Source organism: Pseudoalteromonas thalassia (assembly GCF_049257215.1).
Taxonomy (GTDB): Bacteria; Pseudomonadota; Gammaproteobacteria; order Enterobacterales; family Alteromonadaceae; genus Pseudoalteromonas; species Pseudoalteromonas lipolytica_C.
In genome coordinates this window covers 185,156-206,654 of the sequence record NZ_JBMMUE010000002.1, presented here as the reverse complement: position 1 = coordinate 206,654, position 21,499 = coordinate 185,156, and the positions used below count along the sequence as shown (strand labels likewise).

At 40.7% G+C, this 21,499-nt stretch carries 27 protein-coding genes; 17 read left to right on the top strand and 10 right to left on the bottom strand.

Features of this window, described 5'->3' with window-relative positions; genetic code table 11:
- Positions 1-2: 2 nt before the first annotated feature.
- Complete coding sequence (locus AAEU31_RS03325; RefSeq protein WP_421966428.1) at positions 3-1,091, bottom strand: efflux RND transporter periplasmic adaptor subunit; 1,089 nt, start codon at positions 1,089-1,091, stop codon at positions 3-5.
- Between the two features lie 417 nt (positions 1,092-1,508).
- Here AAEU31_RS03325 and AAEU31_RS03320 point away from each other — a divergent pair, with 417 nt between their 5' ends.
- A complete protein-coding gene (locus AAEU31_RS03320) occupies positions 1,509-2,147 on the top strand; it encodes a TetR/AcrR family transcriptional regulator (protein WP_421966427.1) in 639 nt (212 codons plus the stop codon).
- Positions 2,148-3,027: 880 nt separating this feature from the next.
- Here the strand turns inward: AAEU31_RS03320 and AAEU31_RS03315 are convergent.
- Complete coding sequence (locus tag AAEU31_RS03315) at positions 3,028-3,885, bottom strand: LysR family transcriptional regulator (protein ID WP_421966426.1); 858 nt, start codon at positions 3,883-3,885, stop codon at positions 3,028-3,030.
- A 119-nt stretch (positions 3,886-4,004) separates the two neighbouring features.
- On the opposite strand from AAEU31_RS03315, the gene AAEU31_RS03310 reads away from it, so the two are divergent.
- The gene (locus AAEU31_RS03310) at positions 4,005-4,667 is read left to right on the top strand and encodes an FMN-dependent NADH-azoreductase (protein ID WP_421966425.1); all 663 of its coding nucleotides are present in this window, start codon (positions 4,005-4,007) and stop codon (positions 4,665-4,667) included.
- A 70-nt stretch (positions 4,668-4,737) separates the two neighbouring features.
- Here AAEU31_RS03310 and AAEU31_RS03305 read toward each other — a convergent pair whose 3' ends face one another.
- Entirely contained in the window at positions 4,738-5,196 is a 459-nt protein-coding gene (locus AAEU31_RS03305) for a GyrI-like domain-containing protein (protein ID WP_135926644.1), read from the bottom strand.
- 190 nt (positions 5,197-5,386) lie between these two features.
- Here AAEU31_RS03305 and AAEU31_RS03300 point away from each other — a divergent pair, with 190 nt between their 5' ends.
- From AAEU31_RS03300 to AAEU31_RS03275, 6 genes are all read left to right on the top strand, one after another.
- Positions 5,387-6,013 carry a fused MFS/spermidine synthase gene (locus tag AAEU31_RS03300; protein ID WP_421966424.1) on the top strand — a complete coding sequence of 209 codons (627 nt, stop codon included), beginning with the start codon at positions 5,387-5,389 and terminating at the stop codon, positions 6,011-6,013.
- On the top strand, positions 5,998-6,888 hold the full coding sequence (locus tag AAEU31_RS03295) for a spermidine synthase (protein ID WP_421966423.1): 891 nt from the start codon (positions 5,998-6,000) through the stop codon (positions 6,886-6,888). The genes AAEU31_RS03300 and AAEU31_RS03295 overlap by 16 nt, the downstream gene beginning before the upstream one ends.
- A complete protein-coding gene (locus tag AAEU31_RS03290) occupies positions 6,885-7,361 on the top strand; it encodes a TlpA disulfide reductase family protein (RefSeq protein WP_199526137.1) in 477 nt (158 codons plus the stop codon). The genes AAEU31_RS03295 and AAEU31_RS03290 overlap by 4 nt, the downstream gene beginning before the upstream one ends.
- A 135-nt stretch (positions 7,362-7,496) precedes the next feature.
- Positions 7,497-7,973: a MarR family winged helix-turn-helix transcriptional regulator gene (locus AAEU31_RS03285; protein WP_421966422.1), complete on the top strand. Its 477-nt coding sequence runs from the start codon at positions 7,497-7,499 to the stop codon at positions 7,971-7,973.
- 4 nt (positions 7,974-7,977) lie between these two features.
- Positions 7,978-9,039 carry an HlyD family secretion protein gene (locus tag AAEU31_RS03280; protein WP_421966421.1) on the top strand — a complete coding sequence of 354 codons (1,062 nt, stop codon included), beginning with the start codon at positions 7,978-7,980 and terminating at the stop codon, positions 9,037-9,039.
- A gap of 13 nt (positions 9,040-9,052) precedes the next feature.
- Positions 9,053-10,087 carry a DUF2955 domain-containing protein gene (locus AAEU31_RS03275; protein WP_421966420.1) on the top strand — a complete coding sequence of 345 codons (1,035 nt, stop codon included), beginning with the start codon at positions 9,053-9,055 and terminating at the stop codon, positions 10,085-10,087.
- Between the two features lie 20 nt (positions 10,088-10,107).
- Here the strand turns inward: AAEU31_RS03275 and AAEU31_RS03270 are convergent, their stop codons facing one another.
- Both AAEU31_RS03270 and arfB read right to left on the bottom strand, forming a co-directional pair.
- Complete coding sequence (locus AAEU31_RS03270) at positions 10,108-10,425, bottom strand: hypothetical protein (protein ID WP_135926651.1); 318 nt, start codon at positions 10,423-10,425, stop codon at positions 10,108-10,110.
- A gap of 135 nt (positions 10,426-10,560) precedes the next feature.
- Positions 10,561-10,974, bottom strand: coding sequence for an alternative ribosome rescue aminoacyl-tRNA hydrolase ArfB (arfB, locus tag AAEU31_RS03265; protein WP_135926652.1), 414 nt, complete (start codon positions 10,972-10,974; stop codon positions 10,561-10,563).
- 111 nt (positions 10,975-11,085) lie between these two features.
- Here arfB and AAEU31_RS03260 point away from each other — a divergent pair, with 111 nt between their 5' ends.
- Positions 11,086-11,634 (top strand): short-chain dehydrogenase, encoded by a 549-nt coding sequence (locus AAEU31_RS03260; protein ID WP_421966419.1) that lies wholly within the window; start codon positions 11,086-11,088, stop codon positions 11,632-11,634.
- 47 nt (positions 11,635-11,681) lie between these two features.
- On the opposite strand, the gene AAEU31_RS03255 is transcribed toward AAEU31_RS03260, so the two are convergent.
- From AAEU31_RS03255 to AAEU31_RS03240, 4 genes are read right to left on the bottom strand one after another with little or no spacing between them, the layout of a single operon-like run.
- Entirely contained in the window at positions 11,682-12,416 is a 735-nt protein-coding gene (locus tag AAEU31_RS03255; protein ID WP_421966418.1) for a phytanoyl-CoA dioxygenase family protein, read from the bottom strand.
- Positions 12,417-12,419: 3 nt separating this feature from the next.
- Positions 12,420-13,001 carry a uracil-DNA glycosylase family protein gene (locus tag AAEU31_RS03250; protein WP_421966417.1) on the bottom strand — a complete coding sequence of 194 codons (582 nt, stop codon included), beginning with the start codon at positions 12,999-13,001 and terminating at the stop codon, positions 12,420-12,422.
- A 19-nt stretch (positions 13,002-13,020) separates the two neighbouring features.
- On the bottom strand, positions 13,021-13,383 hold the full coding sequence (locus AAEU31_RS03245) for a VOC family protein (RefSeq protein WP_135926656.1): 363 nt from the start codon (positions 13,381-13,383) through the stop codon (positions 13,021-13,023).
- Positions 13,384-13,392: 9 nt separating this feature from the next.
- Positions 13,393-14,085, bottom strand: coding sequence for an aspartate/glutamate racemase family protein (locus tag AAEU31_RS03240; protein WP_421966416.1), 693 nt, complete (start codon positions 14,083-14,085; stop codon positions 13,393-13,395).
- A gap of 201 nt (positions 14,086-14,286) precedes the next feature.
- Between AAEU31_RS03240 and AAEU31_RS03235 the strand changes: the two genes are divergently transcribed.
- From AAEU31_RS03235 to AAEU31_RS03225, 3 genes are read left to right on the top strand one after another with little or no spacing between them, the layout of a single operon-like run.
- The gene (locus tag AAEU31_RS03235; RefSeq protein WP_235382006.1) at positions 14,287-14,631 is read left to right on the top strand and encodes a hypothetical protein; all 345 of its coding nucleotides are present in this window, start codon (positions 14,287-14,289) and stop codon (positions 14,629-14,631) included.
- Complete coding sequence (locus tag AAEU31_RS03230; RefSeq protein ID WP_421966415.1) at positions 14,628-16,229, top strand: PepSY-associated TM helix domain-containing protein; 1,602 nt, start codon at positions 14,628-14,630, stop codon at positions 16,227-16,229. The genes AAEU31_RS03235 and AAEU31_RS03230 overlap by 4 nt, the downstream gene beginning before the upstream one ends.
- The gene (locus AAEU31_RS03225) at positions 16,226-16,561 is read left to right on the top strand and encodes a DUF3325 domain-containing protein (RefSeq protein ID WP_135926659.1); all 336 of its coding nucleotides are present in this window, start codon (positions 16,226-16,228) and stop codon (positions 16,559-16,561) included. Before AAEU31_RS03230 ends, AAEU31_RS03225 begins: the two co-directional genes overlap by 4 nt.
- Before the next feature lie 213 nt (positions 16,562-16,774).
- Here the strand turns inward: AAEU31_RS03225 and AAEU31_RS03220 are convergent, their stop codons facing one another.
- A complete protein-coding gene (locus tag AAEU31_RS03220; RefSeq protein WP_421966414.1) occupies positions 16,775-17,308 on the bottom strand; it encodes a lipocalin family protein in 534 nt (177 codons plus the stop codon).
- Between the two features lie 102 nt (positions 17,309-17,410).
- Here AAEU31_RS03220 and AAEU31_RS03215 point away from each other — a divergent pair, with 102 nt between their 5' ends.
- From AAEU31_RS03215 to ggt, 5 genes are all read left to right on the top strand, one after another.
- Positions 17,411-17,860: a YaiI/YqxD family protein gene (locus AAEU31_RS03215; protein ID WP_421966413.1), complete on the top strand. Its 450-nt coding sequence runs from the start codon at positions 17,411-17,413 to the stop codon at positions 17,858-17,860.
- Positions 17,857-18,399, top strand: coding sequence for a DUF6942 family protein (locus AAEU31_RS03210; protein WP_421966412.1), 543 nt, complete (start codon positions 17,857-17,859; stop codon positions 18,397-18,399). Before AAEU31_RS03215 ends, AAEU31_RS03210 begins: the two co-directional genes overlap by 4 nt.
- Positions 18,400-18,468: 69 nt before the next feature.
- Positions 18,469-18,837 (top strand): response regulator, encoded by a 369-nt coding sequence (locus tag AAEU31_RS03205; protein ID WP_135926663.1) that lies wholly within the window; start codon positions 18,469-18,471, stop codon positions 18,835-18,837.
- A gap of 13 nt (positions 18,838-18,850) precedes the next feature.
- Entirely contained in the window at positions 18,851-19,663 is an 813-nt protein-coding gene (locus AAEU31_RS03200; protein ID WP_421966411.1) for a substrate-binding periplasmic protein, read from the top strand.
- Between the two features lie 135 nt (positions 19,664-19,798).
- Positions 19,799-21,496, top strand: coding sequence for a gamma-glutamyltransferase (gene ggt / locus AAEU31_RS03195; RefSeq protein WP_421966410.1), 1,698 nt, complete (start codon positions 19,799-19,801; stop codon positions 21,494-21,496).
- Positions 21,497-21,499: the final 3 nt, after the last annotated feature.

Below are 21,499 nucleotides of genomic sequence, written 5' to 3'. Positions count from 1 at the left end.
GATTAATCCTCTAATGGGTGAACTAGAAACCCATCAAACATGCTGTGCACGCCTGATACAGCGATTTGGTCGCCTCTGGCTAGACCGCTCTCAATTTGCACCCAGTTCGAACTCACACTGCCTAATATAACGGGTTGCTTTGTAACGATGCCCTTATCAGCATTGTAGAGCCAAACAAAAGACTGGTTATCTACATCACCCACAATTGCATCAACGGGAACCTGAAGTCCTCTATTTCCGGAAGAGCTTTCAAGAGGCTCATATAAAACATGGCCCGTCATACCTGAGCCGACGATACTATCCTCAGATACTGAAAAGGCGACAGTGACTTTGTATGTACGGGTGATCGCATCAGCAGCACCAGAAAACTCTGTAATAACACCCGGAAATTTTTCATTAGGTGCAGCACTAACTGTTACAAACAATTGATCCTTTAAATCAATCTCCGAAGCTGAACTGACTTTTTTTCCCTGTGCCCAGTCAGCTTCTGGAACATCAACGATCATTTCGAAAGCGGAATCACTGTGTAATTGAAGAACAGGTTGCTTTGCATGAACCGTGTCAAACTGGTCAATATTAATACTCACCACTCTACCAGCAAACGGTGCTGTTAGAGTGGTATCATCAACGGCTTTCTTTGCGCGCCTGAATTCAGACTGAGCTACTTCTAAATTTCGTTTAGCTTCATCAAATGCTTGTGGGGTGACGGCATTCGCCTTGAGCGCTTTTTTATATCGCTCAAAATCAGCCAACGCAGCATCCCTATTAGATTGTGTGCTATCAAGCTGTGATTGATAGTCTCGAGCATCTAGATTTGCTAACACTTGGCCAGCCGAAACTGTCTGACCCTCTTTAATTTTAAGAGAAGTAATCTTGCCAGGCACCTCAAATGCGAGTGTTGACTCAAGCGCGGCGGATACACTTCCCGGATAGCGAGATGAGTTTTGTACACTATCTCCACCAACCGTATAAATTTTTACAGGTCTTGATACAGGAGTGTTTTCTTCTGGCTGCTTTTGATCACACCCCAGCAACGTGGACGCCAACATTAAGGTCATCAGAACCATACTGCCCTTTGTTATATTTTTCATCGAGAACTCCCAGAAATTAGACTTGAGTAATTTTAATAACGTAGTACCAGGCCCTATACCGCACAATTAAACCGTTAATGAAGTTGTGCCAAGTTGCCTTAAACCTGATTGTAATATAACCACCACAATTAACACAACATGTGTTATGTTAATTAGGCCAAGGTGTGTAAATAGCGATTGCTGAAGTGATACTTTAGGTTGATAGCAATTATTCCATGTGAATCTTGTGGATATCTTCATATGTCACGGCCACTACGTAGTCGTATTGTGTTGCATCAAGACATATCGTTATGAAAAAATTGCGTATCGAAGCACAGCGAATCAGAGTGTTTTTGTAGTTCATGTTCAAGCTTGAAAATTTCGCTTCTAATACCGAATTTATGCAGAACAACTAATCCATAGGAGTTTAACCACCAAATGAGTAATAATGAGTACAGTCACAATAAAGGCAAAGCAAAAAGAGGACGCCCGGCTGGAGATCACGATTCCAAACGAAAGCAATTGGTGTCAGCCGTGATTGAGGTACTGTGCGAACAAGGCCATAGAGGAACCTCTATGCGTAAAGTATCGGCGAAAGTTGGCTGCTCAACAGGAACAATGACCTATTACTTCAAAAACAAAGAAGAAATGATCACCGCTGCTACTGATTTTATTTTTGAAGAATATGAACAGTTACTAATTAACGATGGTAGATACCTTGATATAAGAGACATATTAAATAACTGGTTAAAGCGCGCGCAGAATGAGAGTGAAAGCACAGCCCCTGTTTTTTCTGAGTTGTTGATTTACGCTAGAAATGAGCCCCACTTTGCAAGATATCTACTAAAAAAATACGAAAAGTTAAAGTCAATTCTCACTTTAAGCATCGAGCAAGGACAATTGGAAGGTGCAATTCGCAAGGATATTAGTGCTAAAATGCTATGTGACCAATTAACAGCTTTAGTTGACGGTTGGCTGGTAATTCAATCCATAAATATTGATGAATTCGACCCTGAACATACACAAAATTTTGTATGTGCGACTCTAAAGCTTATGTCTCCATATACCGTATCCTAGATATAACACTGGTATTTATATTACGATTACAATACAACAAGTTAAAGTTAGCTCACTTATTTTTCACTCGCTTTGCCAGAATGTACATGCCGATAACAAAGGTCACTACTGTTAGTGATATCATTGGCAATCCAAATATTTGAACGTCATACATAACAAAGCTCTCAGACAAATTGCATACTATTAGATATTGTTCGGCGTACCACTGTATTTTAAAGAAAACACCCCAGCATTTGCCTGGGTGTTTTATAGTTAGCCCTACCTTTTCGGAAGTTAAAAGTAACATGTTGTGATTGATTACTTCCTGACCTTATTTCAGCTGCCTACTCGGCAGCTCACACTGAAGATTACTCTTATTTAGCAAGCTCTTTTACTGACTTTGACTCAATATACTTTGCGTACCATCGCTGTGAGTTAAAAGAGAATCAGGTGTGTATGGGCAAGTACAGCTTTCAAAGTCGTATTTATACCAATCCGCAATAATACTTAATCATTTTGAGGGATTAAACCTGTCGCTATCTGCGTTAAAAATTTCTGATTTAGAACAACTAAATAACGAAATTTTTGCCTTGCTATCAACGAGGTTTTATTGCCTCAAAATAGATCACTTAATTAAGCGAATTGGTATTAAAGCCAACAGGCTGAGCCTCAAACGCGACAATCGTTGGGGAATATTCGAAGTGGAAACAAGTATCGAACTCAGTCCGACTCTACGAGACTAATATCCTTGCTCTTTTGACTGGCGAATTAAAAGGGTTTTTACTATGGAGTGTTTGAGTTGACGTCTGTACATAGTAGTTTCATTTTAGCGTACTGACTACAAAATAGGCTATGACAATTTATTGTTCAAATTTATGTCAACTTATACTTAATTCAACATTCAACATTCAACATTCAGTAACCGCTCAAGCCATTCAATCACAACGTTATGCGTTGCTGTTTCGAAGCGAGATTTTTCGGGAATGTAGTAACACAGTTTTGATTCAACATCTTGGCTATTAAACGATGTTAGTAACCCTGCATCTAGGTAAGGTTGCACTAAGGTTTTTGAGCAAAAAACCACGCCTTTATTGGCGAGCACCTGATTTATACCAAACAGTTCTTGATCGAATGTTTTTACCTTGAAACATGAATCACTTAGGTTATTTACTTTGAGCCACTGCATTAATGGTGGGGCTGGTAGGGCATTATTTTTCCATTGGCTGGTGTATAAATTAACCTGTTTATCAAGCCAAGGAGCGCTTTGTTGTGCGTTTGCCGCATACATATCAAAGCGCTCATATTTGATGATATCTGCTTTGTTTACTTCCTCACTATTTCCTAGCCTAACAGGCAAGGTATGCAGTTGCTTATCTAAAGTTTCACTGGTTGATATATCAAGCTGTAAATGCGGTTTTTCGTTATTTAGCTCTTCTAAAGCGGGTATTAATCTTAGGGCTGCTAGAGATGATGTTGTGGTGATGCGTACTTGGTTATGTGCTTGGCTCAATTGTTCAATTGCCGCAAAAATAAGCTTAAAGCCGCTAGTTGTGTTTTGACTCAGGTACTCGCCTGATGCAGTTAAGGTAATCTTTCTCACCTCGCGATGAAATAAGTCAGTATTTAAGCGGCTTTCTAGATTAGCAATATGGTGCGATACCGCTGTAGGCGTAATCGCAAGTTCAGCGGCGGCTGCTTTAAAGCTACCTAATCGTGCAGCTGACTCAAAGGCTTTTAAAGCTTGTAATGATATATGCATAGTTGAACCCGTCTAAATTTATAGATGAGTATAACTTACTTATAGTGAATTATAACTCGTTTGTTAAATGGCCCTCATTTAATGATGATACCAACACATTAACTAATGAGGTATTTACTATGACTACTCTGCTACACATTGATGCTAGTGTGCGTTCAGCTAAAAATGCAAACCCTAACCACGACTCAATCTCTAAAAATATTGCTAAACAATTTGTAAATCATTTACAGCAATACAACGCTATAGCTGAGTACATTTATCGTGATGTTGGGATGAATCCACCTTCATTTATTAATCAATCTTGGATTGCTGCTGTGTTTACGCCAGTCAACAAGTTAACGCTAGAGCAAAAAGAAGTACTGGCCGAATCTGATGAATTGATAAATGAATTAGTTAAGGCTGACACCATAGTGATATCAACGCCTATGTATAACTATGGCATGCCTGCGCAATTAAAAGCATGGTTTGATCAAATCGTTAGGATCAATAAAACGTTTGATTTTGACTTGCAGCGGGGGGATTTCCCTTTGCAACCCTTGTTAACTGGTAAACGTTTGCTGGTTATTACCTCAACGGGTGAGTTTGGCTTTGAGGCCGGTGGTATACGCGAGAGTATGAGCCATTTAGTGCCGCACATTAAAACCTTGAGTAAGTATTTAGGTGTTCAGCATATTGATGAAATAGCCTGTGAGTATCAAGAATTTAACGACCAAAGACACCAACGCTCTTTGACTAATGCTTATGCTAAAGCAGAACAATTAGCGCTGAGATACGCCAATTAAGCAAACAACAAAGCCGCAATAAGCGGCTTTATTTTGTAATGGGGCTTTACACTAAAAATAGGGTTTAGTGTTATTCAACCGAAATGAATACTTCAACTTCTTCACTGCTTTTATAAAACTCAAAGTCAGTTTTATATGCTCGAATATGCGGGCACTGTTCATTACTAAAGTACTGCCAAACTTGACCCCAAACATCGATAACGGTTTGTGGCATTGCACCTTTGCCGCTAAAGCGAAGGTAGTTACCTGTGGCGAGTGTAGTTTGTTCTATCTCTGGCAAAGTGACTTGCAGGTCAGTACAAGCAAATACATCAAACTCCCCTGTGACATCTGATTCATAATGAGTGTACACGCCATAAACTTGGCTAGATGGCGCTAATTTGGGCGCTATGTCTGTGTAAAACTGCTGCCATAAGCCTGCAATTTTGGCACCTTCACCGCTCAATTCGTTTATATTGCTAGTGCGAACTTTGAGGCCAAATAAGGTCGTAGGGTTGTCGATATTGATGTGTGTTACTTGCTGATCCATTGCATTTATCCTTGCTTATTTGTTCCCGTTAAAATACCAGAGCATATGTGCTTTAACCTAGCCTTTTTTACTATTTATTTCATTAGCTATCATTTTGTAAACGGCCTTTACAGCTTAAAAAACAGTCATGGCATCCTTAACTGCATCAGGTTAAGATGGGTAAAATAACAACAAAATCAGCGGGTGTTTAATGAATAAAATCAATGCGCTTATCTACTTTTTAGCCTTTAGTAGCGGCTTTTGTATTATGGGAATTGAGCTTTTAGGCGGGCGAATATTAGCGCCTTACTTTGGTAGTAGTGTGCATATATGGGGCAGTATTATCACTGTATTTATGCTGAGCTTATCAATCGGTTATTTGCTTGGCGGCAAGCTCTCTACTCGCAATCCTTCGTTAACTAAATACGGTCTTATTTTCTTTGTTGCGAGCATTATGGTGGTGCCAATTGTACTATTTGCCGAGCCAATTATGACCTTTATTTTCACTTATGTTGAAGACAGCCGTTATGGCTCGTTACTGGCATCAACGGCGTTGTTTTTTATCCCTACAACAATATTGGGCATGATCTCTCCTTATTCAGTGCGATTATTGGTTACCGATCATGAAAAAAGTGGTCAGGTTGCCGGTGGTTTGTATTTTGTGAGCACCCTAGGAAGCGCTCTTGGCACGATTATTACCTCTTTTTATATGGTGCTAGCTTTTGATGTTAACGACATTATTAAAACCTTTGCAGCGGTACTAGGCGCGCTTGGTTTGCTTGCAATTGCTGTTAGTCAAATAAAAACAAAGGAGCGTACTGTATGTTTAGAGTCTTAATGATTTGTTTACTCATAGTGCTGCCTTTTAGCGGGTTGGCTGAAGTAATCCATAAAGAGCGCTCGCTTTATCGCAATATCTTAGTTGAGAAGTCTGGCGACTTACTGTGTTTAAAATTCAACGAAAAAACTCGTAAAAGTACGCAAAGTTGTATGTATGAAAGTAAGCCTAAAAAGCTGGTGTTTAATTACACCAAAATGACCTTTGCAAGCCTACTATTTATTGATAACCCGCTGAATGTATTGATCATTGGTTTGGGAGGTGGCTCACTCTCTAATACTATACATGAGCTTTATCCTGAAGCGAGTATCGAAAATGTCGAAATTGACCCTGCGGTAATAAAAGTCGCCCGTGATTATTTTAGTTTTGTAGAAACCGATAATGTGACATCTAAAGTGCAAGATGGGCGTATTTTTATCAAACGCGCTGCACTGAAAAAGCAAAAGTACGATTGGATAATTCTTGATGCCTTTAATGGCGATTATATCCCTGAGCACCTTCTCACTAAGGAATTTTTTGCAGAAGTAAAAAGTATACTGGCTGATGGCGGCATTGTTGCAGCAAATACTTTTTCATCGAGTAAATTGTACCAGCATGAGTCGGCAACTTACTTTGATGTGTTTGGTGACTTTGTTAATGTTGTGACCGATGAAAACTCTAATCGCATTATTTTGGCAGGCTTCGAGACTATGCCTAGCCAGCAACAATTAGCCGAGCGCGCCAATAAACTCGCAAATAAGTTAACCCCTTACGATGTTGATTTGCAGTTACTGCGTGAACATTTGTTTTATACTAAGGGTAATCAAGATTGGCCCGCGGATACCAAGGTACTCACTGACCAATATTCACCTGCGAACTTGTTAAATTATCAATGATCAAACACATCTTAATTGCACTTCTTTTATTAACGGGCTCTGCTGCTATGGCAGAGCAATCTTCTACTGCTCCTTTAACTGCAAGTCAGCAGCAATTGTCTAAACTACTGAGCCAATATAAAGGGAAAGTTGTGTTACTCGATTTTTGGGCATCTTGGTGTAGTCCATGTCGACGGTCGTTTCCTTGGTTTATAGCGATGCAGAACAAGTATCAACAGCAAGGACTTGAAGTGATAGCTGTAAATATTGATGTTGAACGCAGTGATGCCGATGCGTTTTTAGCTGAGTTTGCAGTGAACTTTACTATTATTTACGACCCTGATGCTGTTATTGGCAGGCAATACCAACTTAAAGGAATGCCTAGTAGTTTTTTAATCGATAAAGAGGGCTTAGTACGGTTCCAACATACAGGATTTGTTGCTGATAAATTAGACCTCTATGAAAGCCATATCAAAGAGTTAATTGCAAAATAGTATTATTCGTCGCATAACTCTTGCGGTTGTTCGCTTTTATCGAACATAGCTATCTGTTTTATTAATTGCATCAACATTTACTTAGCATGCTAACTACATTAAAATAGTTAGCATGCTAAGTAAATGGAGCGCATTATGTCTTCCACTCCCCCTTTTCACGAAACTCTTGATTTAACACTGTGCGGCAGTATGGGCCGTGTGCATCGTTTATGTCGCGATGCTGTCACCTTGGCGGTCGAGCCTTTGGGGCTTACTCAATCTCGTTGGACCGCGATGATGCACCTGTTTCATCTAAACCAAGGTTGCACCCAACAAGAGTTGGCAAATAGCTTGGGCATTGAAATGCCATCGTTAACTCGCACTATTAAGCAGCTTGAGCAACAAGAGATTATTGCTCGCAAAGCTGACGCTGAAGATAAACGCAGTAAACGTCTGTACTTCACACAGCAAGGTCTACAATTGTTAGACACATTACAGGTGATTATCGCTGATGTGAAAGAGCACCTTTATGCTGACTTAACCACAGAGCAACTCGATACGATGGCGCATGGTTTAATTCAGATGGAGCAAAATGCCCGTCAGTGTATCCGTCATTATTCAGGAGATAAGTAACCTTATGACACCGGATCAAAAATTTGCCCGTTACGTAAAAATCTCTTTAGCGGGTTTTATTGTTTTATTTTTATATTTTGTGATTGCTGATCTGTACATGCCTGTCACACCGCAGGCCCGTGTTTATCACCCTGTTGTGCAAGTGACCCCGCAAGTAAGTGGGCGCGTGACTGACGTATTAGTCACCAACAATCAAGCAGTCGAAAAGCAGCAAGCCTTGTTTAAGATTAACGACGAGCCTTTTAAGCTTGCCGTTCAGCAGGCAGAACTCGCTTATGATGATGCGAAACTACAAAACCAACGTTTAGATAGCAGTGTTAAGGCAATAGAAGCTCAGCTTGCGGCTGCACAGGCAAAACTGCATGAACAAAGGCTTTTATTTGAGCGCGGTGAGTCGTTATTGAAAAAGCGCTCTATTTCAGAGCAAGAGTACGAAACAATCAATGCGAACTATCAATCAAGCAAAGCCAATGTAGCTGCAATTGAAGCCCAGCTTAGCGAGGCCAAATTAGCGCGCGGTAAAATAGGTGATGACAATTTAGCGCTTCGCCATGCCCAAAACCAGCTTGAGCAAGCGAAACTAAACCTGTCGTATACCACAGTGACAGCTGATACCGACGGTAAAACAGCCAACCTACAAGTAACACCGGGTACCTATGCAAATAAGGGCCAGCCGCTAATGGCGATTGTTGCTAATAAAGCTGATTTAGTGGCAGATTTTCGTGAAAAGTCTTTGGTTCATGTAGAAATTGGTAGCACTGCAAAAGTAAGCTTTGATGCGCTACCGGGCAAAGTGTTTACGGGCAAAATTATTAGCTTTGAAGCAGGTGTGAGTGATGGTCAGCTTAATGCAAACGGTTTGCTCAGTGCTACTGAAAGTAGTAATCGTTGGGTACGTGATGCACAGCGCCAACGTATTCATATTCAACTAGATGAGCACCAGATGTTAGCTAAATTTCCAAGTGGTGCGCGTGCAACTGTTCAGCTTTTGCCTGACTCAAGCATAGGCAGCTGGTTTGCGAGCATGCAAATTCGCTTCATCAGTGTTCTGCATTTCATTTACTAAGGCAGGGTAAGTTATGTCAGGATTGCAACTCGATGGTAATGGTTTGCGCCAAGCGCTTCGCATTGCCACGGGCTCAGCATTAGGGTTTGCACTGGCAAAATTGATGAACTGGCCTAATGGCATCTTTTTTACAGTTTACCCTATGTTATTGCTCGGCTTAGTACCCGTGCTTAACATGCATATTATTCGTCAGTTTTACGCAGGCGCGGTGTTTAGTGCACTGTTTGTACTAGTTGTGCAAGGTCTATTTGCACACCTGCCTGTTGTTATGACGATGATGAGCTTTATCGCATTTGCTTTTTTGTTTTATCAAATGAGCCGTGGCGCTAACTTTTTATTTGGTGCCACAACGGTGGTGAGTTTGTCTATTCAATTGCATTTTTCGACTTACACTGGTGGTGGGGTAAGTATTTATCCGTTGATCATTAGCAATGCCGTTGCTGTTGTGGTTACTGTGGTGTTCTCGATGCTAATGCATGGTTTATTTCCTGATGTTGCACCACGCCAAGGTCGGGTAATGCCAGAAAAAGCAAAAGAAAGTGTGCGCCACGAAGTATTACTTTGTTCAACCGTAGCAACCTTATCATTTGTTGTATTTCAGGTATTTGACTTACAAGATTCAATCTCAGCTCAAGCAGCGTCGGTACTGATTTTGTTTTCGTTATGCTGGAAAGCGGCAGGTATGGCTGCATGGCAACGTGCGATAGGCACATTGATTGGATGTAACTTAGCGTTAGTTGCACAGTTATTTTTGTATAACCATACCGATATTTTGATATTTCCGGCGTTAATTTTATGGATTTTGACTTTTATTTTTAGTCGTTATCACATTATTGCTGGCGGTATTCCGGGTGTTGGTTTTGGTATTATCACCACATTTGGCATTTTGTTTGGTCAATCATTAGGGCCGGGCCAAGATCTGGTATACAGCGCGTTATATCGATTTTCGTCGGTGTCAGTGGCAATTTTAGTAAGTCTTTGTGCGGTCTATGTAATGCATCACTTACTTAATCGTTTTGAAGTAACTCGTCACCATACATTTGACTAGTAAATCATTAAAAAAGAGAGCTAATTTGAGCTCTCTTTTTTCTGATTATTTTCAATAATAGTCGGTAACGATTTTAGTAGGTTTTCTTGTTTGTTAACGACGCTCTCTACACATGTTTTTGAAGCGACATCAGCGACCCATGCCCCCCATTGTGAACTACCTGGTTCTTCACCTGGTGTTGCCCACCATCTAGCTTTGTAAAGAATTTCATTGTAGCAAGTTTCACTTCCTTGCGGGTAAGCGCTTCCGGCTTGCCAAGAATCAACAGCGTGGCTGGTGATTGGCAGCGCTGACAGCGTTATCATTAACGACGCAACAATGTGTGTTTTGAGACCCATCAGCGGCTCCTTGCAAATAAGTGAGATAGTATGAATATTATAGTATTAGTGGAGTTAACCATCAATTAACTTTGTTAACACGTTACACTTCTTTACAGTTTTGTTTGCTTTTTGAGCGGTCTGTTAACAATAAAGTTATATATCGATGTTTTTCCTTAATGCTTTTGTTTGTCCCCTTTTTGTTTTGCTATCCATGCGTTTTCGCTGAGAACTTTTGGTGGGTTTTGTAGCCCTTCGCTTTTTTTGTACTTGAGTAGCACTGATGATCAATTCTTTTAATCGATTAAGTGCGTCTTCTTTATTTAATTCTTGAGTTCGATGTGTTTGCGACTTAATGACTATAACGCCTTCTTTGGTGATTCGAGAGTCATTTAAATTAAGTAAACGTTGTTTATAAAAGTCAGGTAGCTTAGAGCGTTTTATATCAAACCGTAAATGAATAGCACTGGCAACCTTATTGACATTTTGTCCGCCCGCACCCTGTGAGCGAATTGCGCTAAAGTCGAGCTCCCATTCATCGATAGTGACAGTATTAGAAATAATTAACATCAGGTTCAGTTAGCTGTGATAAAAATGCAAGTGTAACATTTGTAATTAGCTGAGTATAATTGCCCTTTGATTCATGCTAGTTGCGACAAATATGAACGAAAGGAGATCCACATGAAAGCCCTACTTTTTTCAATCAGTTTACTTGCAATGAGTTTTTCAAGTCTCGCTGAAGATATAACTGAGAACCAATTACAGCGTTACATTAAAGCATTACCTGCTGTAGTTAACTGGTCACAAAACCAGCCAGAACTGAATACTGTTGACCTAAGTGGTATGCTAGGAAGTGTAGATAGTTCGTCAGTTATGAATGCGTTAGGTCACATTAAAGAGCATGAGCTTTATACTGAGTTTGAAGCGTTAACCAAGCAATACGGGTTTACGCCAGAACAGTTAGTTACTGTTGGCTCAGAGGTATCAATGGCGTATTTAGAAAACCTTAAAGCGGGAATATCAGAAGAGAACAAGCAACGTGTAAATCAAGCAATGAGTGGTTTACAGAGCTTAACTGCATCATCATCAGATGCGGGGACTCGCTCAATGGTGGGTGCTTTAGAAGGTGTTAAAGCAAGTACTGCAACAGCGGATGTAAGCGAAAGTAACGTTAACTTAGTTAAGCAATACATGCCGCAGTTAAAAGAATTGTTTGCAATGTTGCAGTAACAGCACAATAAAATAAAGAAAGCGGCTAAGTAGCCGCTTTTTTTTGCTTACTCAAATACCATCGCGTTTTTTAATTGCTGCTTTTGTTCTGCAGTTGGTAAAAATCCAGTTTGTACAAATTCTTTAAGACTTGGGTGCCGCTCAAAGTAAAGAATATCAAGGGCAAAACGATTCATGCCATATAAGCCACGATGGATCATATTTGCCGAAAATATAAGTAAGTCACCCTTTTTGAGTGCTACACGTTTACCGCGAGTCAATGAGTCACTATTGCGAGCACCCTGCTGCTCTAATCTAACTGCTAACTCTTCATCTGAATCCCAATTTTTATGACTACCCGGTATTAGCTCTATGCCCAGTTCATCTTCAAAAGCAACGCGGCAATGCAATACTTCAGGGCCGCAAAGTGCTGCCTTTTGCGCTTCAAGCTCTAAGTGATATTGCATATCGCGATGCCAATAGTTTGCTTGTTTGGGGTTGTAAGGATTAAAGAATAATTGAGTATTCATAAACTGAGGAACAGCAACAATGCCTTTAACCTGTTCTAATAATGTATCGGCACAGATAAATTCAAAAAGAGTAAACTTTTCCTCAGTACTTAAACATGCAGCGCCAGTCAATCCTGAGCTATTAATCCCTTTGGATTGATAAAAGCCTTGGTTTTCTTGCAACCAATGATGATGAAATGTATCGAGAATAGGCCTTACTTTGCTAAACTCACTCTCTGTGTAAAGGGCCTTTACATGGTAATAGCCGTGTTCAGCAAAAAAGGTATTTTTCATTTTTTACCCTGCTAAAATTGTACGTATTTTACTAGCAAGCTCAGGCAATACTTGTTGCTCAAACCACGGATTTTTCTTCAGCCAGATATTATTGCGAGGGCTTGGGTGAGGCAGTGGCAAGTAATTTGGCCAATATTCACGCCACGATTTTACTAACTCAGTTAAGGGGAGCTGCTTAGTGTGAGGCAAATGATATGCCTGCGCGTATTTACCTAAGATAATCGTGAGCTCAATATTATTGAGCTGCGCTAAAAGTTTTTCGCGCCATGCTACAGCGCACTCTTTTCTTGGCGGTAAATCGCCAGACTTGCCTTTGCCTGGGTAGCAAAAGCCCATCGGTAAAATAGCAAAATTGCAGTCATCATAAAACTCATCGCTCGTTACACCAAGCCAAGAGCGAAGCCTTTGGCCACTTGCATCATCGAATGGTTTGCCACTTTCATGTACTTTAATCCCCGGGGCTTGACCGGCAATTAAAATGCGAGCTTGTGGGTTAAATTGAATAACAGGGCGTGCCCCAAGTGGTAAATGCGGTTCACAGATCACGCATTTACTAACTAGTTGTAATAACGATTGAGTACTCATCAGTTAGTAAAAATATGATCTATGCTTGTTTTGACCAAACAGCTAACTCATTACCACTTGGCTCTATGAAGTGAAAACGACAGCCTCCAGGAAAATCAAACAAGGGTTTAATAATCGTGCCACCATGTTTTTCTACCTGCGCTTGAGTGTCTTTAATATTATTTGAATAAAGCACTAGTAGCGCGCCACCATTACTGGTTAAGCTAGTTAATGGCGCTTGATAAAAACCGCCATCAAGACCCGCTGATCCAGCGCTAAAAGCCGTGTACTCAGGGCCATAATCGGTAAATTGCCATTTAAAAACCTGATGAAAAAATGCTTTTGTTGCAGCTAAATCTTTGGCGGCAAATTCAACATAATTTAAGCTATGGTGGTTCGACATAATCTGCTCCTATTTTAAACTATTCTCAAGCGCCATAGCGCAATGAACTGCTGTACTATCAAGTAATGGTATTGAGGTATCGGATTGTTGTACTAGTAATCCTATTTCTGTGCAGCCAAGAATAACCGCTTCTGCACCTTGCTGAGTTAGCTTATCAATAATAGTTAAATACTCAGCTTTGGATTCTGGCTTGATTATGCCTTTACATAGTTCATCATAAATGATGCGGTGCACTGTTTCACGCCCCTGTGCATCAGGGATTAACACGTCTATTGCGAATTTATCTGCTAAACGCTGTTTGTAAAAGTCTTGTTCCATAGTGAACTGGGTACCCAACAAAGCCACTTTTTTAAAGTTGTGTTGGATCAGGTTTTCACCAACTGCATCGGCGATGTGTAACAAAGGAATTGCAACGGCTGCTTGTACTTGCTCTGCTAGTTTATGCATTGTATTGGTACAAATTAATAAATAATCTGCGCCAGCAGCTTCAACTTGTTTGGCTGCTTTAATGAGTATCTCGGCCATTTGTGGCCAATCTTGTTGCTGTTGTAGCGCTGCTATGCTGGCAAAATCGAGACTGACAAGCACTATCTTTGCACTGTGCAGCCCCCCCAGTTTATTTTTAATGCCTTGATTTAAAAGCTGGTAGTAACTTTGTGTAGACTCCCAACTCATGCCTCCGATTAAGCCTATCGTTTTCATTGCAACTCCCTTTTTATTTACTTAACACCATATGATATTGCACAGAACAAAGCTAGCAGATCATTATTTTACTAACATAACGACTTAGTTGGTTTTGTTTCAGTATTTAATACGTGTATGCAAATGATAACTACTATCTTTTCTGTTTGCCGGCGATATAATACGGGTTTTTCTTCTTGTGTTATTTTCTAAGGGATTATCATGCATTCTCAATCATTAGATGCAATGGCAGGCAATCGCCCTAAAAATACAGCTAAAAAGCGCTCTGTGAGCCTCTCTTATCGTGTCGCTGTGTTTTTGCGTTTTGTTGCAGCCATCATGGGGGGTTACGCTTTTACCAGTGTACTTATTTCATTATTAGCTGTGTTACTACCTCTTAATAAACTCGACAGCGTGCTGTTGACCACGACTCTTTCGGTATTTTTTTACTGTTGCGTGTTTATTTGGGTGTTTGCCGTTAAGTCTTTAAAGACTGTTTGGATCACTATTTTACTAACTACTAGTGGGCAATTGCTGGCCCTTTCATTTATTAAGGGATGGCTATGAAAGAGAGTTTTTTCCGCTCCATGACATGGCTTCATACCTGGGTGGGCTTATTGGTATGCTGGTTATTATTCTTGATATTTTTTGCAGGCACTATCAGCTTTTTCAAAGATGAAATCACTATTTGGGCTGAGCCAGAAACGCATCATGTAAAGCACCAAGTGCAACGTGTTCAGTCTCAAGCCGAGCAAATTAATTATGTGTTTGCACAATTACAACATCAGGCACCTAATTCATTATCTTGGCGAATAAACTTACCTGAGCCGCGTAATCCTATTTTAAGCTATGGGTATGCTGAGCCTAAACAGCCAGGCCAGCGCCGAGCGCCTTTTAACTATACGCATTTAGACCCAAATACCTTAGAGCAATTGCCAGCGCCTCGCGATACAAAAGGAGGCAACTTTTTTTATCGCTTGCACTTTGATTTACATTACATAGACGTATTTACTGCACGTATAATTGTTTGTTTAGCCTCATTATTTATGCTGGTAGCACTGGTTACTGGCATCGTGATCCATAAGCGTATCTTTAAAGATATGTTTAGTTTTAGAGCAAATAAAGGTAGCCGTAGTTGGCTTGATGCACATAATGTTTCGTCAGTACTGGCACTACCATTTCATATTATGATTACTTATACGGGGATTATCACTCTCATATTTATGTTGTTCCCCTACCCTGCTGAAACTGTATATGAAGATGGCTTGAAGCAAATGTTTGAAGAAGCGTTACCCATCAACAAACGTGCAAAGCCTAGTGAAGAGCAGCGCCCCTTGATTGCAATTAACGACGTGTTAGATCAGATTTATACTAAGTCACCAAATGCCGACATTAGCTATGTGTTTGTAAGAAATGCCAATACAGCGACCTCGCAAATAGTGGTTTATTTAGCAACCGGTAAAGATGTTGTAGATAACGGACCGCGTTACTTATTCAATGGTGTAACAGGTGAACTAGAAGCAAGTTCTGGTGAGGATTGGAGCGCTTCAGCGCAGTTTTATGACTCAATGACCGCATTGCATAGTGGTCGCTTAGCTAAACCCTTGCTGCGTTGGTTGTATTTTTTCTGTGGCGTAGCTGGTTGTGCCATGATTGCTACAGGCTGCATTATGTGGGCAAAACGCCTTCGTGAGAGACAAAAATCTGACCAACAACCAAGTTTTGGCTTGAAGCTCGTTGAGACACTAAATTTGGCCACACTGATGGGCTTACCTTTTGCTACAGCAGCTTTCTTTATTGCTAACCGTTTATTGCCTTTAGAGTTAGCTGAGCGTGCCGATAAAGAAATACTCGTGTTTTTCTTAGCTTGGCTGGCGATGCTAATTATCGCTGTGAGCGGCCGAGAAAAACATCATTGGCGCTATAGTGCATGGCTTAATGCCATAGCTTGCTTTTTAGTGCCGGTGGTAAATGCACTGACGACTGATGGTAATTGGATCACGTATTTACTAACTAAACAGTGGGCTTTATTCGGTATCGATAGTGCGTTTATTTGTGCTGGGCTGCTGTTTTTACTACAAAGCAAAAAAATACCTAGCCATAAAACCGTGATAAATAAGGCTAAATCAAATAAAAACAGGCTGTTAAAGGAGCAACAAGGATGATGGAGTTACTGCAATTTAGTCTCTGCTTTTTGGGGTTTAATTGTTTTGCACTTGCAAAGTTCAATCATTTTCGTGATGTGTTTAAAAAGAAATTAACCGAAAAACAGCGGCATAGCTTTTTGATGAGTGGCTGGATCACTATTTTACTAAGTTTGCTGCTTAGTGTGCTTAATGATGGTGGTTATGGTGCTCTGCTGTTTTGTGGTTATATGGCATTAAGTGTAGTTATGCTCATGATTTTATACAGTTTTACCGTTTCTTGGGTGAAGTATGTCAGTGTATTAACTATGTCTGTTTTGCTGTTAAGTGGCTTTTCAGTGATGATTTTATAGTCTAGTTAGTAAAATGCTGATCTGATATCAACCGGCAATAATATTTTATTAATCGAAATGATATAAAAAAAATGGGTAGGCATTGCCTACCCAAGCAGGGGATTAAATTGGGGGATCACATGTTGCTTCAATTTAACGATGCATAGTTTGCATAATGTCCATTACAGTTGTGTTGCACATTCGTGATATTTCCAAGACAGTTGTAAAGCCCCTTTACAGGTTTTTATGGTCAACATAGATAAGCTCATCTGTTTTGAAGCCATACTGTTTAGCTGTATTTATAAAATCCTGCATTTGCTGTTCTGTAACTGTAGGTGTACGCGATAAAAACCATAAATAGTCTTTGTTGTAGCCTGTGATATAAGCGTATTGATAATCCTGTTTGTCTAATTCAAACACCACGTAAGAGCTGTAAAATGGCCCAAAAAATGATACTTCTAGGTGGCCTATGTCTTGCTGCTCTGCAAACTTCGCCTTTCCTTCTGCTTGCTGCCATGCTTTATCTTCAACGCTGTAACCTTTATTGATGACTTTTACAGTGCCATCAGGATTAATCGAGTATTGAGCAGTAATACCTTCTAAGCCTCTTTCAAAAGAGTGATCCAGACGTGCAATTTCGTACCAAGTTCCTGTGTATTTTTCTAGTTCAAAATTATCGACGGGTTTGATGTCATCCGGCACGCCAGTACAGGCCGAAATAATCGCAGTAATAAATATAACCCATAAAAGTTTTAATGATTTTTGCACGCTTATACTCCTTTTAAATAAACAAATTAATACGTTAATAGCGGTAATTAAGTTCAAGTGAGGTAAACTATGCCAGTCTAGAATAGTTATATTGAGAATACCATGAAGATTTGGGTTGATGCAGATGCCTGTCCCGTTGTTATCAAAGAGATACTTTTTCGCGCTGCTGAGCGTACGCAAACGTTTACCACATTGGTTGCGAATCACGCGATGCGAGTACCTCCTTGTAAGTTTATTAGCCGTTTACAAGTTTCTTCGGGTTTTGATATTGCTGACAACGAAATCGTTAAACGTATCGAGCCGAATGATTTGGTAATTACTGGTGATATTCCTCTAGCTGCTGAAGTTATTGAAAAAGGCGCACAAGCGCTTAACCCTCGCGGTGAATTATATACAACCGAAAATATTCGCTCCCGTTTGAATGTTCGCGACTTTATGGAAACAATGCGTTCGAGTGGCGTTGAAATGGCCGGTGGCCCGCCGCCATTAAGCCAAGCTGACCGTCAAAACTTTGCAAATAACCTAGATCGGATCCTAGCTAAAAAGCCATGAGTGAAGTTAATAGTGCATCACTACAGGGGTTTGGTGATGAGGCGTTTAAAGTCGCTGTTTATATTGAAAAGCGCCCGCCGATGCCTGCTTGGCAAAAGCTTGACCATTTGCATGCAATGCAACCCGGCCAGATAAACGAAATAAACCAAGCTTGTGGTAATGGTTGGCGTAAAGTTTTTAATGTATACAGCAAAGTACTGTTTGCCCTACCAAGCGAGTTTTATGATTTCGCTAAAAGGGCGCCTGATTGGCAAACTTTTCGTGATGAACAACTGCTGCAAGCACATAGCCAAACCACGTTACTGTTCAGCCCGCCGATATTAAACAAATCAAAGCAATTACACATCATTGCTGGTCGAACTTATGCTAAGCAGCTTATTAATAACGGACTTTTGCATTGCCAATTAACTTGGCTTGATGATGAGTTTGCAATTAGCAAGTCTAGTAAAGTGATTGTTTGCCCTTATTTTGACTATCGCCAATTGAGCAACATTAAAATTGCGCGCTTAAGTCAATTGGTCGCTGATGTTGTCTCTTAGCTGCTACTTTATTGCGTTATTGGGTTAGCAAACTAAGCTTAAAAAACCAAAACTTTAATAGTGCACTTAATGAAAATATTGGTTGTAGATGATATGCCCCTTATGCGTCACGTGTTGATAAACATGTTACGTAGGCTTGATTATAATGACATAACTGAGGCAACGGATGGTGCACAAGCATTTGACTTACTAGAGAAGCAAACCTTTGATCTAGTAATCACTGATTTGCATATGCCTAAAATGGATGGCAGATGTTTGCTGAACCATATCAGAGAAACGCCCACGCTTGCTAACTTGCCAGTACTAATGGTGACATGCGAAGACAGTAAGCAAACCGTCAATGAGATGATTACCGCAAGAGTTAACGGCTTTATTATTAAACCTTTTTGTTTAAATACATTGCAAAAGCAGCTGAGCCGAATTGTTAAACCTGATTAATGAGTTAAGAGCGATGTATAAGCATTTAACACTATTTAGTTTATTCACAGTCAGCACTGCAGTGGCTAGCACGGAACAACTGACTTTATATACCGAAGTGTTTCCTCCTTATAACTTTATGCAGCACAACCAACTCACTGGTATTAACACCAAAATCATGGAATCTTTGTGCGAAAAAGCCAAGCTAAATTGTACGTTCAATGTATTGCCTTGGAAGCGAGGCATGTCACTGACAATGAGCCAACCGCATACAGGAATATATTCAACATCGCGTACCGCAAAACGAGAGAAACAATTTTATTGGGTTGGGCCACTGGTGTCAGGGCACTCATGTTTATATCGTTTAAATGAGCGCAACGACATTAAAGTAAGTAGTACAAAGTCGTTGCAAAACTATACTATTGGCGTATCGCGTGGTGATGTTTATCAAACAGTTCTTGCTGATTTTAATCTTACTGAGGGCCAACAGTTTTTAACCTATTCAAAAAAGTTTGAAGAGCTAAAGATGTTTAAGCAGGGTAAGCATGACTTGCTGATTGGCTCGTCACTCACCCTAACATCGCAACTGATGAATGTAGGTATGAGTCCTCAGCAAGTGACCCCGGTATTTGAGCTAAAGCACCCTGCTTTAGTGGGTAATTATTTAGCGCTTAACAAAAACACATCGCCCGAGGTAGTTACCGCGCTGCAAAAGGCGCTTGATAGCATGAAGCAAGAAAACCAAATTGCGGCGATTATTGATCAGTTTGTCGCTGGGAACATAAACTCAACTGGTGAAACTTCACCAGTTGCAGAGCAATGTCTGAATGGTTCTGCTATTTACTAATTTGGCTTTGTTTTAGGTAAATTAGCTGCGGTTTTGGTATTTTTTGAAGTCAATCGTGTTTTCTCGCGCTCGATCGCAAAGCCATTGCCTGATCTTTAATTGCTTTTTATAGTGGTAAAAAAAAGGGCAAAAACTATGAAACCAACTCCACTTATTAAAAGTTTAGTACTAGCAGTATGCTTAGGTACAACAGGCGCTTCTCAAGCTTACGATCGCATCACCGGCCATAACTTTGCCAGTCGTTCTGAGGTCATCGCGCAATCAGGTATGGTTGCAACCTCACAGCCATTAGCTACGCAAGTGGGCTTACAGGTATTAAAAGACGGTGGTAACGCTATTGATGCAGCCATTGCGGCAAATGCAGTGCTTGGCCTTGTTGAACCGACTGGCTGTGGAATTGGTGGCGATTTATTTGCCATTGTTTGGGATAACAAAACTAAGCAACTATATGGTTTAAATGCTTCTGGCCGCTCACCACAAAGCTTGTCTTTTGACACTTTAAAAGCGCAGGGTGACTACATTCCTGCTTATGGACCCTTGCCTGTGTCGGTACCCGGTGCTGTAGATGGCTGGTTTGAGTTACATAAAAAGTTTGGCAAAACGCCAATGAAAAAGCTACTCCAACCTGCTATCGATTATGCTGAAAATGGCTTCCCTGTGTCTGAGTTGATTGCCTATTACATGCAAAAAAGTGTGGCTGCACGAGGTAAATACCCAGGTTTTAAAGATGTTTATATGCCTGATGGGGCAATGCCAGAAAAGGGTGACATTTTTAAGAACCTGGCCCTTGCAAACACCTATCGTAAAATTGCCAAAGGCGGCCGCGATGCCTTTTACAAAGGCGAGATTGCTAAAGAAATTGGTCGCTATATGAAAGAAAACGGCGGCTACTTATCGTATGAAGATTTAGCTGCGCACTATAGTGAATGGGTTAAGCCTGTGAGCGCCGATTATAGAGGGTATACGCTTTGGGAATTGCCACCAAATGGCCAAGGTATTGCCGCACAGCAAATTCTCAATATTCTTGAGGGTTACGATATCAAAGCAATGGGCTTTGATAGTCCTGAATACGTTCACACCTTTGTTGAGGCGAAAAAGCTCGCGTTTGCAGATCGTGCAAAGTACTACGCCGATCCAGCGTTTAACACCATTCCCGTGCAAACACTTATTTCGCAGCAATATGCTGACCAAAGACGCAAACTGATAGACCCTAATAAAGCCGCAAAACGCGACCATGCAGGCCCAGTAGAAGGCGATACCATTTATATGACGACTGCCGATAAAGACGGCAACATGGTTTCGCTTATTCAAAGTAATTACCGTGGCATGGGCTCAGGTATGACACCGGCAAAATTAGGCTTTGTATTGCAAAACCGTGGCGAAATGTTCGCGCTTAAAAAAGGCCACATGAACCAATATGAGCCAGGCAAACGACCATTTCATACAATCATTCCTGCATTTGTCACCAAAGATGGTAAGCCATATATGAGTTATGGCGTAATGGGCGGTGCGACACAGCCACAAATGCATGCTCAAATACTTATCAACATGATCGATTTTGGTATGAACCTGCAAGAAGCCGGTGATGCACCGCGTATTCTGCACACAGGTTCATCGCAGCCGACAGGTGAGATCATGGAAGACGGTGGTTTTGTTAGCTTAGAGTCAGGTTTTTCGATGGAAACCCGCCGTGAGTTAATGAAAAAAGGCCACACCTTACAAGACGCGGTTGGCCCATATGGTGGTTATCAAGCAATATTGAAAGACCCAAAAACCGGCGTTTATTACGGCGCATCAGAAACCCGTAAAGACGGACAGGCCGCGGGGTATTAGGCT

Coding starts and splice junctions, on each gene's coding strand:
- ggt (WP_421966410.1), top strand. CDS start 19,799: ATGAAACCAACTCCACTTATTAAAAGTTTAGTACTAGCAGTATGCTTA.
- AAEU31_RS03250 (WP_421966417.1), bottom strand. CDS start 13,001: ATGAGTACTCAATCGTTATTACAACTAGTTAGTAAATGCGTGATCTGT.
- AAEU31_RS03245 (WP_135926656.1), bottom strand. CDS start 13,383: ATGTCGAACCACCATAGCTTAAATTATGTTGAATTTGCCGCCAAAGAT.
- AAEU31_RS03205 (WP_135926663.1), top strand. CDS start 18,469: ATGAAAATATTGGTTGTAGATGATATGCCCCTTATGCGTCACGTGTTG.
- AAEU31_RS03215 (WP_421966413.1), top strand. CDS start 17,411: ATGAAGATTTGGGTTGATGCAGATGCCTGTCCCGTTGTTATCAAAGAG.
- AAEU31_RS03280 (WP_421966421.1), top strand. CDS start 7,978: ATGACACCGGATCAAAAATTTGCCCGTTACGTAAAAATCTCTTTAGCG.
- AAEU31_RS03235 (WP_235382006.1), top strand. CDS start 14,287: ATGCATTCTCAATCATTAGATGCAATGGCAGGCAATCGCCCTAAAAAT.
- AAEU31_RS03225 (WP_135926659.1), top strand. CDS start 16,226: ATGATGGAGTTACTGCAATTTAGTCTCTGCTTTTTGGGGTTTAATTGT.
- AAEU31_RS03230 (WP_421966415.1), top strand. CDS start 14,628: ATGAAAGAGAGTTTTTTCCGCTCCATGACATGGCTTCATACCTGGGTG.
- AAEU31_RS03270 (WP_135926651.1), bottom strand. CDS start 10,425: ATGGGTCTCAAAACACACATTGTTGCGTCGTTAATGATAACGCTGTCA.
- AAEU31_RS03290 (WP_199526137.1), top strand. CDS start 6,885: ATGATCAAACACATCTTAATTGCACTTCTTTTATTAACGGGCTCTGCT.
- AAEU31_RS03320 (WP_421966427.1), top strand. CDS start 1,509: ATGAGTAATAATGAGTACAGTCACAATAAAGGCAAAGCAAAAAGAGGA.
- AAEU31_RS03300 (WP_421966424.1), top strand. CDS start 5,387: ATGAATAAAATCAATGCGCTTATCTACTTTTTAGCCTTTAGTAGCGGC.
- AAEU31_RS03315 (WP_421966426.1), bottom strand. CDS start 3,885: ATGCATATATCATTACAAGCTTTAAAAGCCTTTGAGTCAGCTGCACGA.
- AAEU31_RS03325 (WP_421966428.1), bottom strand. CDS start 1,091: ATGAAAAATATAACAAAGGGCAGTATGGTTCTGATGACCTTAATGTTG.
- AAEU31_RS03295 (WP_421966423.1), top strand. CDS start 5,998: ATGTTTAGAGTCTTAATGATTTGTTTACTCATAGTGCTGCCTTTTAGC.
- arfB (WP_135926652.1), bottom strand. CDS start 10,974: ATGTTAATTATTTCTAATACTGTCACTATCGATGAATGGGAGCTCGAC.
- AAEU31_RS03275 (WP_421966420.1), top strand. CDS start 9,053: ATGTCAGGATTGCAACTCGATGGTAATGGTTTGCGCCAAGCGCTTCGC.
- AAEU31_RS03210 (WP_421966412.1), top strand. CDS start 17,857: ATGAGTGAAGTTAATAGTGCATCACTACAGGGGTTTGGTGATGAGGCG.
- AAEU31_RS03240 (WP_421966416.1), bottom strand. CDS start 14,085: ATGAAAACGATAGGCTTAATCGGAGGCATGAGTTGGGAGTCTACACAA.
- AAEU31_RS03255 (WP_421966418.1), bottom strand. CDS start 12,416: ATGAAAAATACCTTTTTTGCTGAACACGGCTATTACCATGTAAAGGCC.
- AAEU31_RS03260 (WP_421966419.1), top strand. CDS start 11,086: ATGAAAGCCCTACTTTTTTCAATCAGTTTACTTGCAATGAGTTTTTCA.
- AAEU31_RS03305 (WP_135926644.1), bottom strand. CDS start 5,196: ATGGATCAGCAAGTAACACACATCAATATCGACAACCCTACGACCTTA.
- AAEU31_RS03200 (WP_421966411.1), top strand. CDS start 18,851: ATGTATAAGCATTTAACACTATTTAGTTTATTCACAGTCAGCACTGCA.
- AAEU31_RS03310 (WP_421966425.1), top strand. CDS start 4,005: ATGACTACTCTGCTACACATTGATGCTAGTGTGCGTTCAGCTAAAAAT.
- AAEU31_RS03285 (WP_421966422.1), top strand. CDS start 7,497: ATGTCTTCCACTCCCCCTTTTCACGAAACTCTTGATTTAACACTGTGC.